We start from the raw sequence: 13784 nt of genomic DNA on the forward strand, positions 1-13784 counted from the left end.
CCACTCATAACTCGACAGGGGAACCCGTTGGACGGAAACGCAACAACGATGCACCGCAATGTCGCGTTGTTGTCGGTCGCCACCACTATCGCTCCCCGCATCACGACCTCGGAGGAGATCGACCGGCGCCTGCAGCCCGCGCTCAAGCGCCTCCGCCTGCCCAAGGGGCTCCTCCAGCGGGTCGCCGGTGTGCACGAGCGACGCAACTGGGCCGAAGGCCAGGCGTTCGACGACGCCGCTGTCGAGGCCGGCAAGCGCGCCCTGGCCCAGGCTGGGGTCGACCCAAGCGAGGTCGGGTTGATGATCAACACCTCGGTGACCCGCAAGCACCTCGAACCCTCCGTGGCGGTGCGCATCCACCACGGTCTCGGCCTGCCGTCCTCGGCGACGAACTTCGACATCGCCAACGCCTGCCTGGGCTTCGTCAATGGCATGACCCTGGCGGCGCAGCTCATCGACTCTGGCCAGATCAAGTACGCGGTGATCATCGACGGTGAGGACGCCGACGAGATCCAGACCAACACCATCGAACGTCTCGGCCGGCCCGACATCGGCCGCAAGGACTTCATGAGCGAGTTCGCCAGCCTCACCCTCGGCTCCGGTGCGGCCGCGGCCGTGCTCGGCCGTGCGGATGCGCACCCAGAGGGGCACCGCATCCTCGGTGGCGTCACCCGCGCCGCGACCCAGTTCAACGACCTCTGCGTCGGCAGCGTGGACGGCATGTTCACCGACGCCAAGGCCCTGCTCAAAGGCGGCATGGAACTGGTCGTCTCGGCCTGGACCGAAGCCAAACGAGACTGGAGCTGGTCGAACATGGACCGCTACATCCTGCACCAGGTCTCGGATGTGCACACCAACGCCATTGTGAAGGCCACCGGCCTGGACCGCAGCCGGGTGCCGCTGACGTACCCGACCTACGGCAACGTGGGCCCCGCGTCCATCCCGATCACGCTCTCCCAGGAGGCGGCCAAGCTCGAACCCGGCAACCGGGTGCTCTTGATGGGCGTCGGCTCCGGCCTCAACACGGCCATGATGGAGATCCAGTGGTGAGGTACCGGCTGCCGCGTGTCGCGTCGGCCCTTGTTCCGGCGAGCGTTCCGCCGAGCGGCCTCCCCGGGCTCGAGGCGGCCTGGTCCCGCATCGTGGATGTGCGCGAGAGCGGCCTCGACAACGGTCTCGCCGGCGGCCCTACCGGGGACAGCCACGCCTGGCACCTGCTCGACAATGGGGAGCGGCTGGCCGAACTGGGCCTCGAGCCGGTCGGCACGGTGCTCTGCGTGCACGGCAACCCCACCTGGTCCTATCTCTGGCGTGACCTGGTGGCGCAGGCCACGGCATCCGCAGCCGCCGGCGGAGAGGCCTGGCGGGTTATCGCGGTCGACCAGCTCGACATGGGCTACTCCGAACGCACCGGCGTCGCCCGGCCGCTGGCCCGACGGGTGCAAGACCTCGACGACCTCACCCGCACCCTCGCCCTCACAGGCCCCGTCGTCACCTTCGGGCACGACTGGGGCGGCGTCGTCTCCCTCGGCTGGGCAGTCGACCATCCGGAGCTGCTGGCCGGCGTGATGCTGCTGAACACCGCAATCCACCAGAGCGAGACCGAGGCGATCCCCGCCCCGCTGCGCCTCGCCCTGGCCCGGGGGATGCTCAGTGCAGGCACCGTGCTCACCCCGGCGTTCCTGGACACCACCCTGGCCCTCGGGCACCCGGCCCTGCCCGCTGCTGTGAAGAACGCCTACCGGGCGCCCTACCGCGGCCCCGCGCGACGCGGCGGCATCGGCGGATTCGTCGCCGACATCCCCGTGGACGCCGGGCACGACAGCTATGCCGAGCTCGACCGCATCGCCGAGGCCCTGCGGCAGCTCACCGTGCCCGCCCTCATGCTCTGGGGCCCGCGAGACCCGATCTTCAGCGACCGCTACCTCGACGACCTCATCGACCGGCTGCCGCACGCCGACGTTCACCGCTTCGAAGGTGCCGGGCACCTCATCGCCGAGGACGTCGACTACGCCGGAGCGGCACTGACCTGGCTCCGGACATCCGCGCCGGTTGCGCCGGTTGCGCCGGTCGTGCCTGTCTCGTCGGTCGTGCCTGTCCCGTCGGTCGAGCCTGTCTCGTCGGTCGAGCCTGTCGAGACCCCGCTTGCGCAGAACGACTCGCCGGGTCTCGACAAGCTCGACCAGCGTGTAGGGCTCGACCAGCGTATGGGGCTCGACGAGCGTGTGGGGCTCGACGAGGGCACGGCGCCCGACTACCGTCCGCTCTGGCACTACCTCGACGAACTTCACGACAGCGACGAGACCGCGCTCATCGACATGGCCCCCACCGGCGGCCACGGCCCCCGCGTGGTCAGCTGGCGACTACTCTCCCTCCGGGTGCGCCAGATAGCAGCCGGCCTGCACCAGGTGGGCGTGCGCCGCGGCGACCGTGTCTCACTACTCGTGCCGCCCAGCGCCGACCTCACCGCCGTGCTCTACGCCTGTGTCCGGCTCGGTGCCGTCGTCGTCGTGGCCGACGCCGGCCTCGGCCTCACCGGCCTCACCCGGGCCGTTCGCGGTGCCCGCCCCGACCACGTCATCGGCGCGCTGCCCGGCTTGATGGCCGCCCGCGCGCTCCGCTGGCCCGGCCAGAAGATCTCGACCAGCCGGCTCCCGACCGTCAGCCGCCGTGCCCTCGGCGTCTCCTACGCCCTCGCGGACCTCATCTCGCTGGGCCGTGACGAGGAGCTCCCCGAGCAGCCTCAGGCCGACGACGTGGCCGCGGTGCTCTTCACCTCCGGCTCGACCGGGCCGGCGAAGGGCGTGGTCTACACGCACGGCCAGCTCTCCGCCGTGAGCCAGGCGCTGAACGGCCAATACGGCGTGGGTCGCGGCACCGGCCTGGTGGCCGGCTTCGCGCCGTTCGCCCTGCTCGGTCCGGCCCTCGGGGCCCGGTCGGTGACGCCCGACATGGACGTCACCGCGCCCAAGACCCTCACCGCCACCGCCGTGGCCGCCGCGGTGGCCGCCATCGACGCCACCGTCGTGTTCCTCTCCCCGGCCGCGCTGGCGAACGTCGTGGCTACCCAGGCGGCCCTCACCGGCGCCGACCGCGACGCGCTGGCCGGTGTGCGCAGCTTCCTCTCCGCCGGCGCCCCCGTGTCGGAGCCGCTCCTCGCCTCGGCCGCGGCGCTCATGCCTGGAGCCACGGCCCACACTCCCTACGGCATGACCGAGGGCCTGTTGATGACCGACATCACCCTCGACGGTATCCGTGAGGCCGCCCGCGACGACGTCGCACGCCGGCCAGGTGGCGTGTGCGTCGGCCGACCCACCGCCACCACCCGGGTGCGCATCAGCGCCCTCGACGAGACCGGGCCGCTGTCGGCGAGATCTCCGAAACTCCGCAGGTCACCGGGGAGATCGTGGTCTCCGCCCCGCACGTGAAGGACCACTACGACAGGCTCTGGCTCACCGACCTCGCCGCCACCCGTTCCGTGGCAGCCGGCGAACGCTGGCACCGCACGGGAGACGTGGGCCACCTCGACTCCGCCGGACGGCTCTGGGTCGAGGGCCGCCTGCCGCACGTCATCACCACCGCGCACGGCGTCGTTACCCCGGTCGGACCGGAGCTGGCGGTGTCGGCGCTGACCGATGTGAGCCGCGCCGCGGCCGTGGGAGTCGGCCCGGCCGGCAGCCAGCAGGTCGTCATCGTCGTCGAGACCGTCCCTGCCGCCGCCCGTGTCGGCCTGGCCGGACCCGGTCTCGCGGAGGACGTGCGGATGGTCGCCGGCCAGCCCATCGCGGCCGTTCTCGTGGTGCCGCACTTGCCCACCGACATCCGCCACAACTCGAAGATCGACCGCACCCGCCTGGCCGGCTGGGCGCAGGGAATCCTCACGGGTGCCAGGCTGACCCAGCCATGAGGGTCCTGGTCACCGGGGCCAGCGGCTTCCTCGGCCGTGCCGTCGCGGCCGCGATCGTGGCCGCCGGCCACGAGGTGCGATGCTTCCAGCGTCGGCCCAGCGGTGTGACCGGCGCCACGGATGCCTTGGGCTCGATCACCGAGCCATCGGACGTGGCTGCCGCGGTAGCCGGCGTCGACGCCATCGTGCACCTGGCCGCGAAGGTCTCGCTGGCCGGCTCGCACGCCGAGTTCGACGCCGTCAACGTGGACGGCACCCGCAGCCTGATCGCCGCGGCCCGCGCCTCGGGCGTGCAACGCATGGTGTTCGTGTCATCGCCGTCGGTCGCGCACTCCGGCAGCTCCATCACGGGCGACGATGCACTGCCCGCCGACCCCGAGCACGCCCGTGGTGACTACGCGCGCACCAAGGCCGCCGCGGAGCTGCTGGCGCTCGCCGCCGACTCCGAAGACCTGCGGGTCGTGGTGGTGCGGCCCCACCTCGTCTGGGGCCCCGGCGACACCCAGCTGATCGCCCGCATTGTGGAGCGTGCCCGCGCCGGCCGGCTGCCGATACTCGGCCACGGTGCCGCCCTGATCGACTCCACCTACATCGACAACGCCGCCGACGCCATCGCCGCCGCCCTCGAGCGAGTGGATGCCGTGCACGGCAACGCCTATGTGATCACCAACGGCGAGCCCCGGCCGGTGGCCGAGTTGCTGGCCGGCATCTGCCAGGCGGCCGGCGTGGCCACGCCCGCCTGGAGCGTTCCGGCCGGTGTCGCCCGCGCGGCCGGATCCGTCATTGAGGCCGCGTGGCGGGTGTTCCCCGGCGCCGACGAGCCGCCGATGACCCGGTTCCTGGCCGAGCAGCTGTCCACGGCGCACTGGTTCGATCAGCGCCGCACCCGCGCCGACCTCCGCTGGACGCCCGCGGTCACCCTCGACGAGGGCCTGGCCCGACTGGCCGCCTCCTACGCATCCGCGGCCCCGCCCGAAGCCTGACGCCCGCCCGCCGCACCGCCCGCCCTGCGCCGCCCGCCCGTGACTTGCCAGTTGAGGCCGCTATTTGTGCGCGGAAGGGGCCTCAAATGCCATGTCGCGGGGGAGGGCGGCGGCGAGTTGCCAGTTGGAGCCCATTGCGGCCCGTCGAGTGGGCCTCAAGTGTCTTGTCAGAGGCGGGAGGGCCCGGAAATGCACCAACGGAGCACGTCACGAGCGCGCCCCGACCCAGTTTGGGATGCGTACGCGCTGGCTGCCCGGGCACGCTTGCTGCCCGAGCGGGTGGGCGGCATACTCGGGCTATGGAATTTCGAACCGTGATCGAGCAATCCGGTGCCACCGCAACCGGCATTCCGGTTCCCGACGACGTGGTCGCGTCGCTCGGCCCTGGCAAGCGGCACGCCATCACCGTCACGGTCAACGGGCACAGCTACCGAAGCTCGGTCGCGCCCTACCGGGGCAAGTACATGATCGCCCTGAGCGCTGACAACCGCGACAAGGCCGGTGTGGTGGGCGGCGACGAGGTGGAGGTCACCATCGAGCTCGACGACCAACCGCGCACCGTTGAGGAACCGGCAGCTCTCACCGCCGCGCTCGCCGCGGACCCGGCCGCCCGCACGGCTTTCGACGGGCTCTCATACTCCAACCAGCGCCGGCACGTGCTGGCGATTGACGGCGCCAAGACCGAAGCCACCCGGCAGAGGAGCCTCGACGCCGTGCTCTCGGAGCTGCGCGGGGCCTGACGCGGGTGTCTGACTGGGGGCAGCCTCAACCCGCCGCTCCGAGCGCCGCCCGCACGATCGCCAGCGCCTGGTCGGTGCCGACCCCGAGGGATTTTGCCCGTTCGGCGTAGGTGACCGCGGCCAGTTGCATCTGCCGCTGCGTCGCATCCCCTGTCGCAGCCACGAAGGAGCCGAGCCGCCCGCGGGTCTCGATCACCTCGTCCTGCTCCAGCGCACGGTAGCTGCGCGCCACCGTGTTCGGGGCCAGGCCCAGGTCCTCCGCCAGGCGGCGCACCGTGGGCAGCTTGTCGCCGGGCGTCAGGGCGCCGGTGCGCACGGCCTCGATGACCTGCATCCGGATCTGCTCGAAGGGCGGGGTGGTGGAGCTTGGGTCGATGAGCAGTCTCATGGCCGGGCCTGATCTGGCGAGGCAGTGACGGCCTGTGCCGAAGCCCGCAGCTGTGCCGCCACCGCGGGCCACAGTCGCGTGAGGTAGTGCGGAATCGGGTTCGCGAACGCCAACCACAGGGCTAACCAGACGAGAGCCAGCGCGAAGACAAGGAGGGCCACCGAGGCGGCCAGGGAGATGATTCGCCCGGCGCCCTGTGCGTCGGCCGACGCGGCGCTCATGGTTTGCAAGACCGTAATGACGCTGCAGACCGCTCCGACCGCCGGTGCCTGCGCGAAGGCACGCAAGGTCAGGCTCCGAAGCGCGTCGGACCACGCCAGCTCTATGTCGTCCCTGGCCGGCTGCCCTGTCTGGAGGACGCGCATGGTCAGAATCCGGCCTGTCACCGCTGACGTGAGCGCGATGAGCCAGATCGCAGCACCGGGCCACCACAGGGCCCCAAGGTCGGCGCCTGCGAAGGCTGCGTCCGGGTTTGCGAGGATCACAACGGCCATGCCGACCAGAGCGACGCCGCTGAAGCCGAGAAGCGCAGGGCCGCACCAGCGATCTACGGTGGAAAGGTAGTCCGCGCGCGTGGGCGTGGGGGTTCGAGCCAGGCGAGGACGATTGCCGAGTGAGACAAGTGCCGATCTGGATTCCGCCACGGCAGCACCGAGCGCGGCGCCCAGGCCCGTGAGCACGACGAGCAGCAGGGGCGCGGAGGCGGCGCCGTCCGCCGTGACGGGCAGCGTCAGAAGCACGGCCGCGGCAACGATCAGCGCGATGACTGTGCCGATCAATATTGAGCGAGTACGGGCTCGGATGCGGGCGACCAAGACGGGTTCAACCTCGGGAGTGATTGCCAGTCCGGCTCGGCGAGCCGTCTCACGTAACGCGCGAGCGCTCACTTTCGTCGTGCGGAGAGCCAGCCAACCGAACACGATCAGCATCACGCCACAGACGACAAGCACGGTGATCTTGTAGTAGTCCACGGGATCCTCTTTTGTTTGACGTTTGTACCAAGCTAACAAGCCGGGTCAGAGGCGTCAAGGGCCCGTGGCGCTACTCCGCGCCGCGGTGGATCAGCCGGGTGAGCACTATCGCGCTGCGGGTGTGATCGACGTTGGGCGCCAGGCGCACCTTCTCCAGTGCAGCCTCGAGCCCCGGGATATCCCGGGCCCGGATGTGCACAATGGCATCGGCGCTGCCGGTCACCGTGCCGGCGTCCACGACCTCCGGAACACCGGAGAGGATGCGCAGTAGCTCGTCGGGAGCGACGGTTCCGCGGCAGAACAGCTCCACATAGGCCTCGGTGCTCATCCCGTCGATCGACGGATCGACCTGGATCGTGAAGCCGCGGATCACCTTGTCGGCGACGAGCTTGTCCACCCGGCGCTTGACGGCCGAGGCGGACAGCCCCACCACGGAGCCGATATCGCCGTAGCCGGCCCGCGCGTTCTGGCGGAGGAGGTCGAGAATGCCGCGATCGAGGTTGTCCATCCCTCGAGTCTACGCGTCGAACTTGCGCCCTTTCCCTGCGAAACGCGTGTTACATGCGCGGATTCGCAGGAAACGTCGATTCATGCTGTGTGAGACTGGAACCGGCGTCCCTGCATGACCGGTCCCACCGGTCGCGCCGGGCTCTCGAGAGCGACCTGGTCCGCCACCCACCCGCGTTCCGTCCAGGCCTGGCCGACGGACCGCCAACAGAGGAGCTCCCGTGTCACTTGATGTCGCATCCGCTACCCCGAACGAGTCTGTGCTGCCCGCGCCTGTGACTCGCACGCCGGTCACCCGCACGATCCTGATGTGTAAGCCCGACTACTTCACCGTGGTCTACCGGATCAATCCGTGGATGGACCCGGCGCTGCCCACCGACACGAGCCTCGCCGTCGCCCAGTGGCAGACCCTGTACGACACCTACGTCGGCCTCGGCTTCGACGTGCACCTGATCGACCCGATCGACGGGCTGCCCGACATGGTCTACGCGGCCAACGGAGGCTTCGTCATCGACGGCATCGCCTACGGCGCCAAGTTCACCTACCCCCAGCGGCAGCCCGAAGGCCCGGCCTATATGGACTGGTTCGGCGCCAACGGCTTCGACGTGCGCGAGCCCGTCGAGATCAACGAGGGCGAGGGTGACTTCCTGCTCGTCGGCGATGTGATCCTGGCCGGAACCGGATTCCGCAGTGCGTCGAACAGCCACGAAGAGGTCTCGGCCATTTACGGTCGCCCGGTGATCACCCTCAAGCTGGTCAACCCGAGTTTCTACCACCTCGACACCGCCGTGGCCGTGCTCGATGACACCAACATCGCCTACCTGCCCAGCGCCTTCGACGAGCCGAGCCTGGCGATCCTGCGCGAGCGCTTCCCCGATGCGATCATCGTCACCGAAGAGGATGCCGCCATCCTCGGCCTCAATTCCTACTCCGACGGGTACAACGTCGTGATCGCCGCCCGGGCCAAGGACTTCGAACGTCAACTACGTGAACGCGGTTACAACCCGATCGGTGTGGACCTGTCCGAGTTGCTGCTCGGCGGCGGAGGCGTGAAGTGCTGCACTCTGGAGCTGCGCCGATGAGCGCCCTGACCGACCAGACCGGCCTCACCGCCCAGGTCGGCCTGACCGACCAGTCCGCGGCCATCGCGCTGGAGAACGCCCACGCGGCGCACAACTACCACCCGCTGCCCGTGGTCGTCGCTTCCGGTGATGGCGCCTGGGTCACCGACATCAACGGCAAGCGCTACCTGGACTGCCTCGCGGCGTACTCCGCGGTCAACTTCGGCCACTCCAACCCCGTCCTGCTGGATGCCGCGCGCGCCCAACTCGGGCGCATCACGCTCACCAGCCGCGCCTTCCACAACGACCAGCTGGGCCCCTTCGTCACTGCGCTGGCCAAGCTGGCCGGCAAGGACATGGTGCTGCCGATGAACACCGGCGCCGAAGCCGTGGAATCCGGCATCAAGGTGGCCCGCGCCTGGGGCTACCGGGTGAAGGGCGTTGCGGCGGGGATGGCCAACATCATCGTCGCCGGCGGCAACTTCCACGGCCGCACCACCACCATCATCAGCTTCTCCGACGACGACTCGGCCCGCGCCGACTTCGGCCCGTTCACACCGGGCTTCCGCACGGTGCCCTACGGGGACGCCGCCGCGCTCGAGGCGGCCATCGACGAGAACACCGTGGCCGTGCTGATCGAGCCCATCCAGGGCGAGGCCGGCATCGTGGTGCCACCGGCGGACTACCTGCCCGCGGTGCGGGAGATCACCACCCGGCACAACGTGCTGTTCATCGCCGATGAGATCCAGTCCGGCCTCGGCCGCACCGGCGCCACTTTCGCGGTGGAACTCGCCGGCGTCGTGCCCGACCTCTACCTGCTCGGCAAGGCCCTCGGCGGCGGCATCGTGCCGGTCTCGGCCGTCGTCGGCAACGCCGACATCCTCGGCGTGCTGCGCCCGGGCGAACACGGGTCCACCTTCGGCGGCAACCCGTTGGCCGCGGCCGTCGGCCTGGCCGTGGTGAACCTGCTCGCTACCGGCGAATACCAGCAGCGGGCGCAGGACCTCGGCGCCCACCTGCACGAGCGCCTGCTCGGACTGGTCGGCCACGGGGTGCTCGAGGTGCGCGGCGCCGGGCTCTGGGCCGGCATCGACATCGACCCGGCCCTGGCGAGTGGCCGCGCGGTCTGCGAGGCCCTGATGGAGCGTGGTGTGCTCGCGAAGGACACCCACGGCTCCACCATCCGCCTCGCCCCGCCGCTGGTGGTCTCGGCCGAGGACCTGGACTGGGCCGTCGACCAGCTCGCGGCCGTACTCGAGGAATTCGCCGCCTGATCGCCCGTTAAAAGCGGCCGGGCAGGGCCTCCACGGCCTGCGCGGCCAGCGGGTCGATCCGGCCCAGCCGGGTGAGCTGGGTGACGTGCGCGGGCTCGAGCTCCTCGAGCGAGTTCACGCCCAGTAGCCGCATGGTGCGGGCCACCTGGTCGGACAGGATCTGGATGGCCCGGTCCACGCCGGCCTCACCGCCGGCCATCAGGCCGTAGAGGTAGGCGCGGCCGATCATGGTGAAGCGGGCGCCGAGCGCCACGGAGGCCACGATGTCGGCGCCGCTCATGATGCCCGTGTCCAGGTGCACCTCGAGGTCGTTGCCCACCTCGCGGGCCACGCTGGGCAGCAGGTGGAACGGGATCGGCGCCCGGTCCAGCTGCCGGCCGCCGTGGTTGGACAGGGTGATGCCGTCCACGCCGAGGTCGGCGAGCTTCTTCGCGTCGGCGAGGTTCTGCACGCCCTTGACCACAACCTTGCCCGGCCACTGCGCCTTGATCCAGGCGAGGTCCTCGAAGGTCACGGTGGGGTCGAACATGGTGTCGAGCAGTTCGCCCACGGTGCCGCTCCAGCGGTCGAGGCTGGCGAAGGCGAGCGGTTCGGTGGTGAGGAAGTTGATCCACCACTCCGGCCGCGGCAGCGCGTTGACCACGGTGCCCAGAGTGAGCTGCGGCGGGATGGAGAAGCCGTTGCGCTTGTCACGCAGGCGCGCACCGGCAACCGGCACGTCCACCGTCACGAGCAGGGTGTCGAAGCCCGCGGCGGCGGCCCGCTCCACCAGTGCCATCGACCGGTCGCGGTCCTTCCACATGTAGAGCTGGAACCAGTTGCGACCGTGCGGGTTGGCCTTCTTGACGTCCTCGATGGCCGTGGTACCCATGGTCGACAGTGAGAACGGGATGCCCGCCTTCGCGGCCGCATGGGCGCCGGCGATCTCGCCCTCCGTCTGCATCATGCGGGTGAAGCCGGTGGGCGCGATGCCGAACGGCTGCGCCACTGGGGCGCCGAGCACGTCCCATCCGGTGGACACCGTTGACACATCGCGCAGGATCGACGGCTGGAACTCGATGTCCTCGAAGGCCTGCCGGGCGCGCTGCAGCGAGATCTCCCCCTCCGCGGCGCCCTCGGTGTAGTCGAACGCGGCCTTGGGGGTTCGCTTCTTCGCGATAGCCCGCAGGTCGTGGATGGTGAGCGCAGCGTCGAGACGGCGCTTCTTGGCGTTGAGCTCTGGCACCTTGAACTGCATGAGCGGGGCAAGGTCTTTGAACTTGGGAATGCGGCGGTCAACCATGGACGGGTCCTGTCTCAGCGGGGATGGGCGGGTCTGCGGGAAGGGCGGAGAAGCTGTGGGCCGGGGTGAGCCGGGTCTCGGCGTAGTAGCCGGAGATGTGGGCGTGCACGAGGCTGTGGGCCGAGGCCGGGTCGGCGGCTTCGATGGCCGCCAGGATGCCGCGGTGCTCGGCGCGCAGCCGGGCGCTGGTGTCGGGCCACGAGGCCAGCCGGGCCACGCCGGCGCGCACATAGCCCTCGATGGCGTCCCGCAACCCGGACATGGTGGCGATCACCACCTGGTTGCCGCAGGCTTCGGCCAGCGACAGGTGGAAGGCCGCGTCGAGGGCGAGGAATTCGTCTTCGGTCAGGCCATCGGCATCCATCGCGGCGAGCAGTTGGACACATCGGCTCAGGTCGGGGGTAGACCGGTCGGGGTGCAACCGGTCGGGATGCAGCAGGGCCGCCGACAGCACGGCCTCGGCGAGTTCGGCGGCCACGGCCGTTTCCAGAACGAGCCGGGTCTTCACGATGTCGGCCACCGGGAAGCCCTGCGCCGCGACCTGGAGGCGCATCAGGGCGCTCATGCCGCCGCCGGGCAACGCCACGATGATCGCACCGGCGGTGGGACCTGACCCCACGTTGGTGCGCACGAGTCCGAGAACCTCCAGCACCCGGATGGCTTCACGCACGCTCGAGCGGCCCACACCCAGGTCGGTGGCCAGGGCGCGCTCGCCGGGCAGGCGGTCGCCGGGCTTCAGCCGACCGCCGAGCAGGTCGTCCTCGATATGGGCGAGCACGATCTCCCAGGCACGGCGTTCGTCGACGGTCACGGTGTCCTCCTCCATTGGCGGGCTGTGGGTCTGGCGTGCTGTGTGTTGGTGCGTGGTGCTCTGGCATGCGGTGTGCCGATACTCGGCGCGGTCCCTGCGCCGACCATGTGGTCTGACCACACAGCCTAGCCAGCCGACGCGCGAAAATCCACCCCGGGTACCCGGCCCGTTATGCCGGGAAGAGAGCGGCGATGCCGGTGGAGGCGACGTTGTATCAGGCGCGTTCGAACTCGACGTGCGAGGTCAGCCGGCCGTCATCCGGCCGACCGCGCGGACGGCGGCGAGGTCGCTCAGCCGCGTCCGCTTGTCCTCGATGGGGTCAGCGGGACTGGCGTCGCTTGCCCGGCGCGGACTGGCCCTTGACGGCGGGCGCGCGACCGCGACCCTTTGAGGCTTTGGCCTTACCGCCGCCGGATCCACTGCTGTTGCCCGAGCCCTGGGAGGGGCCGCCGGCCGGTGGCATGTGGGCCAGCAGCCCCTTCGACTCGGCTAGCAGGGCGATCCCGGCTTCGGTGAGGAAGGGGTTGTCGGCGGCAGGTTCGAAAAGCGGCACACCGAGCTCGGCCTCCAGGGAGGCGACCGACTTCATCAGCGTCGTACGCGAGACGTTGAGGTTCTTCGCGGCGCGAGCGATGTCCAGTTCCTCGGCGACGGCGACAAAACGCCGGAGCAGTGTGGTGTCCACGGGCATCCTCTCTGCCGCACGCGCGAATCGCGTACCTGCATACAGGCTACGCGGTGGCGGCGGCCTCCACGGGCCGGGTCCGCACCCGGGCGTCGTCGAGCAGCTTCATGAATTCGCGCATCCATTCGGGGTGGTCGGGCCAGGCTCGGCCGGACACCAGGTTGCCGTCGACGACGGCCGCACCGTTCTCGAAGGTGCCGCCGCCCAGTTCCACGTCCAGTTTGAGGGCGGGATACGCCGAGGAGGTGCGCCCCTGCAGCACTCCGGCCGCGGCCAGCAGCATCGGCCCGTGGCAGAGCGCGGCGACCGGCGCGTTGGTCTCGAAGAAGTGCCGCACGATGCGCTTGGCGTCCTCATCGTTGCGGATGTACTCCGGCGCCCGGCCGCCCGGAACCACCACGGCCAGATAGTCGGACGGATTCACATCCTTGAACGCGATATCGGCATCCCACATGTGGCCGAGTTTCTCGGTGTAGGTGTCGAAGCCGTCGACGAAGTCGTGCACCACGAATTGCAGTTTCTTCTTCTCCGGGGCGGCGATGTGCACCTCGTAGCCGGCCTCGCGCAGGCGCTGGTACGGGTAGAACACCTCGAGCGTCTCGGCGGCGTCTCCGGTGAGAATGATGATCTTGTCCATGGCATACCTCTCTGTATGGAGATTCTGGATATGGTTCTGGACGCCAGCATCCGTCGGCGCGGGTCTCACGGCAACCCCTCTCGCATGCCGCCGCGACCGCCGGGTCGTGACGAGCAGGTCGAACGGCTAGAAGAAGAGCAGGACGACGCCCAGGATCGCCGAGGCGACACCGAGGACGAGCAAGATCAGGCCGGTCAGCCGCAGGGCCTTGCCGTCGTGGTCGGGCGAATGGGTTCGGCAGCGCTGGGGGGACCGGGCGCTGAACCACACCGTGACGTCGTCGCCGGGATCCAGGTGCACCGTCTCGTGGCTGTCGGCCAGGGCCTCGTGCACCTCGCCGGTGCTGTCGAACCAGCGAATCACCGGGCCAGAGGCCGTGGCCGCGACGACGCCGTCGGTCTGCACCCAACGACCGCCGAAACCACGCACGGACAGGCCGGCGATGTAGAGCGGAAGACCGACGAGCAGGCCCACGATGGTGAAGATCTCGCTGAGCATCGAGATGATCGCGTGAAGGTCCACCCGTGCCCGCCGTTTC

The 13784-nt window shown here is 70.0% G+C and carries 13 protein-coding genes and 1 pseudogene; 6 read left to right on the plus strand and 8 right to left on the minus strand.

From position 1 onward, the window contains the following. Positions 1-48: 48 nt before the first annotated feature. The 4 genes and pseudogenes from KY500_RS17395 to KY500_RS17415 all read left to right on the plus strand — a co-directional run bounded on the left by KY500_RS17395 (position 49) and on the right by KY500_RS17415 (position 5630). Entirely contained in the window at positions 49-1050 is a 1002-nt protein-coding gene (locus KY500_RS17395; RefSeq protein WP_066591820.1) for a 3-oxoacyl-ACP synthase III, read from the plus strand. Then, positions 1047-3907: pseudogene (locus KY500_RS17400) on the plus strand (alpha/beta fold hydrolase). Before KY500_RS17395 ends, KY500_RS17400 begins: the two are co-directional and overlap by 4 nt. Next, on the plus strand, positions 3904-4890 hold the full coding sequence (locus KY500_RS17410; protein WP_219901602.1) for an NAD-dependent epimerase/dehydratase family protein: 987 nt from the start codon (positions 3904-3906) through the stop codon (positions 4888-4890). The pseudogene KY500_RS17400 and the gene KY500_RS17410 overlap by 4 nt, the downstream one beginning before the upstream one ends. 299 nt (positions 4891-5189) lie before the next feature. Then, a complete protein-coding gene (locus KY500_RS17415) occupies positions 5190-5630 on the plus strand; it encodes a YdeI/OmpD-associated family protein (protein ID WP_219901603.1) in 441 nt (146 codons plus the stop codon). Positions 5631-5655: 25 nt separating this feature from the next. On the opposite strand, the gene KY500_RS17420 is transcribed toward KY500_RS17415, so the two are convergent. From KY500_RS17420 to KY500_RS17430, 3 genes are all read right to left on the minus strand, one after another. Beyond that, positions 5656-6018 (minus strand): GntR family transcriptional regulator, encoded by a 363-nt coding sequence (locus KY500_RS17420; RefSeq protein WP_219901604.1) that lies wholly within the window; start codon positions 6016-6018, stop codon positions 5656-5658. Then, positions 6015-6989, minus strand: a complete 975-nt coding sequence (locus tag KY500_RS17425; protein WP_219901605.1) for a hypothetical protein — start codon at positions 6987-6989, stop codon at positions 6015-6017. Before KY500_RS17425 ends, KY500_RS17420 begins: the two co-directional genes overlap by 4 nt. A gap of 70 nt (positions 6990-7059) precedes the next feature. After that, positions 7060-7497 (minus strand): Lrp/AsnC family transcriptional regulator, encoded by a 438-nt coding sequence (locus tag KY500_RS17430; protein WP_120338460.1) that lies wholly within the window; start codon positions 7495-7497, stop codon positions 7060-7062. Between the two features lie 307 nt (positions 7498-7804). Between KY500_RS17430 and ddaH the strand changes: the two genes are divergently transcribed. Both ddaH and rocD read left to right on the plus strand, forming a co-directional pair. Beyond that, entirely contained in the window at positions 7805-8578 is a 774-nt protein-coding gene (gene ddaH, locus KY500_RS17435; protein WP_219903508.1) for a dimethylargininase, read from the plus strand. Next, positions 8575-9831 (plus strand): ornithine--oxo-acid transaminase, encoded by a 1257-nt coding sequence (rocD, locus tag KY500_RS17440; protein WP_219901606.1) that lies wholly within the window; start codon positions 8575-8577, stop codon positions 9829-9831. The genes ddaH and rocD overlap by 4 nt, the downstream gene beginning before the upstream one ends. Before the next feature lie 7 nt (positions 9832-9838). Here rocD and KY500_RS17445 read toward each other — a convergent pair whose 3' ends face one another. From KY500_RS17445 to KY500_RS17465, 5 genes are all read right to left on the minus strand, one after another. Further along, positions 9839-11113 carry an alpha-hydroxy acid oxidase gene (locus KY500_RS17445; protein ID WP_219901607.1) on the minus strand — a complete coding sequence of 425 codons (1275 nt, stop codon included), beginning with the start codon at positions 11111-11113 and terminating at the stop codon, positions 9839-9841. Next, positions 11106-11924 (minus strand): FadR/GntR family transcriptional regulator, encoded by an 819-nt coding sequence (locus KY500_RS17450; RefSeq protein WP_255579518.1) that lies wholly within the window; start codon positions 11922-11924, stop codon positions 11106-11108. Before KY500_RS17450 ends, KY500_RS17445 begins: the two co-directional genes overlap by 8 nt. A 319-nt stretch (positions 11925-12243) precedes the next feature. Then, complete coding sequence (locus KY500_RS17455) at positions 12244-12609, minus strand: LysR family transcriptional regulator (protein ID WP_066591852.1); 366 nt, start codon at positions 12607-12609, stop codon at positions 12244-12246. A gap of 46 nt (positions 12610-12655) precedes the next feature. Further along, the gene (locus KY500_RS17460; RefSeq protein WP_219901609.1) at positions 12656-13246 is read right to left on the minus strand and encodes a DJ-1/PfpI family protein; all 591 of its coding nucleotides are present in this window, start codon (positions 13244-13246) and stop codon (positions 12656-12658) included. Between the two features lie 126 nt (positions 13247-13372). After that, positions 13373-13768 (minus strand): DUF3592 domain-containing protein, encoded by a 396-nt coding sequence (locus KY500_RS17465; RefSeq protein ID WP_255579519.1) that lies wholly within the window; start codon positions 13766-13768, stop codon positions 13373-13375. Positions 13769-13784 lie beyond the last annotated feature (16 nt).

It is taken from the genome of Cryobacterium sp. PAMC25264 (assembly GCF_019443325.1).
Lineage (GTDB): Bacteria > Actinomycetota > Actinomycetes > Actinomycetales > Microbacteriaceae > Cryobacterium.

What these genes read in the sequence shown, in the direction of transcription:
- KY500_RS17395 (WP_066591820.1), top strand. Translation starts at nt 49, where the DNA reads ATGCACCGCAATGTCGCGTTGTTGTCGGTCGCCACCACTATCGCTCCC.
- KY500_RS17410 (WP_219901602.1), top strand. Translation starts at nt 3,904, where the DNA reads ATGAGGGTCCTGGTCACCGGGGCCAGCGGCTTCCTCGGCCGTGCCGTC.
- KY500_RS17415 (WP_219901603.1), top strand. Translation starts at nt 5,190, where the DNA reads ATGGAATTTCGAACCGTGATCGAGCAATCCGGTGCCACCGCAACCGGC.
- KY500_RS17420 (WP_219901604.1), bottom strand. Translation starts at nt 6,018, where the DNA reads ATGAGACTGCTCATCGACCCAAGCTCCACCACCCCGCCCTTCGAGCAG.
- KY500_RS17430 (WP_120338460.1), bottom strand. Translation starts at nt 7,497, where the DNA reads ATGGACAACCTCGATCGCGGCATTCTCGACCTCCTCCGCCAGAACGCG.
- ddaH (WP_219903508.1), top strand. Translation starts at nt 7,805, where the DNA reads ATGTGTAAGCCCGACTACTTCACCGTGGTCTACCGGATCAATCCGTGG.
- rocD (WP_219901606.1), top strand. Translation starts at nt 8,575, where the DNA reads ATGAGCGCCCTGACCGACCAGACCGGCCTCACCGCCCAGGTCGGCCTG.
- KY500_RS17445 (WP_219901607.1), bottom strand. Translation starts at nt 11,113, where the DNA reads ATGGTTGACCGCCGCATTCCCAAGTTCAAAGACCTTGCCCCGCTCATG.
- KY500_RS17460 (WP_219901609.1), bottom strand. Translation starts at nt 13,246, where the DNA reads ATGGACAAGATCATCATTCTCACCGGAGACGCCGCCGAGACGCTCGAG.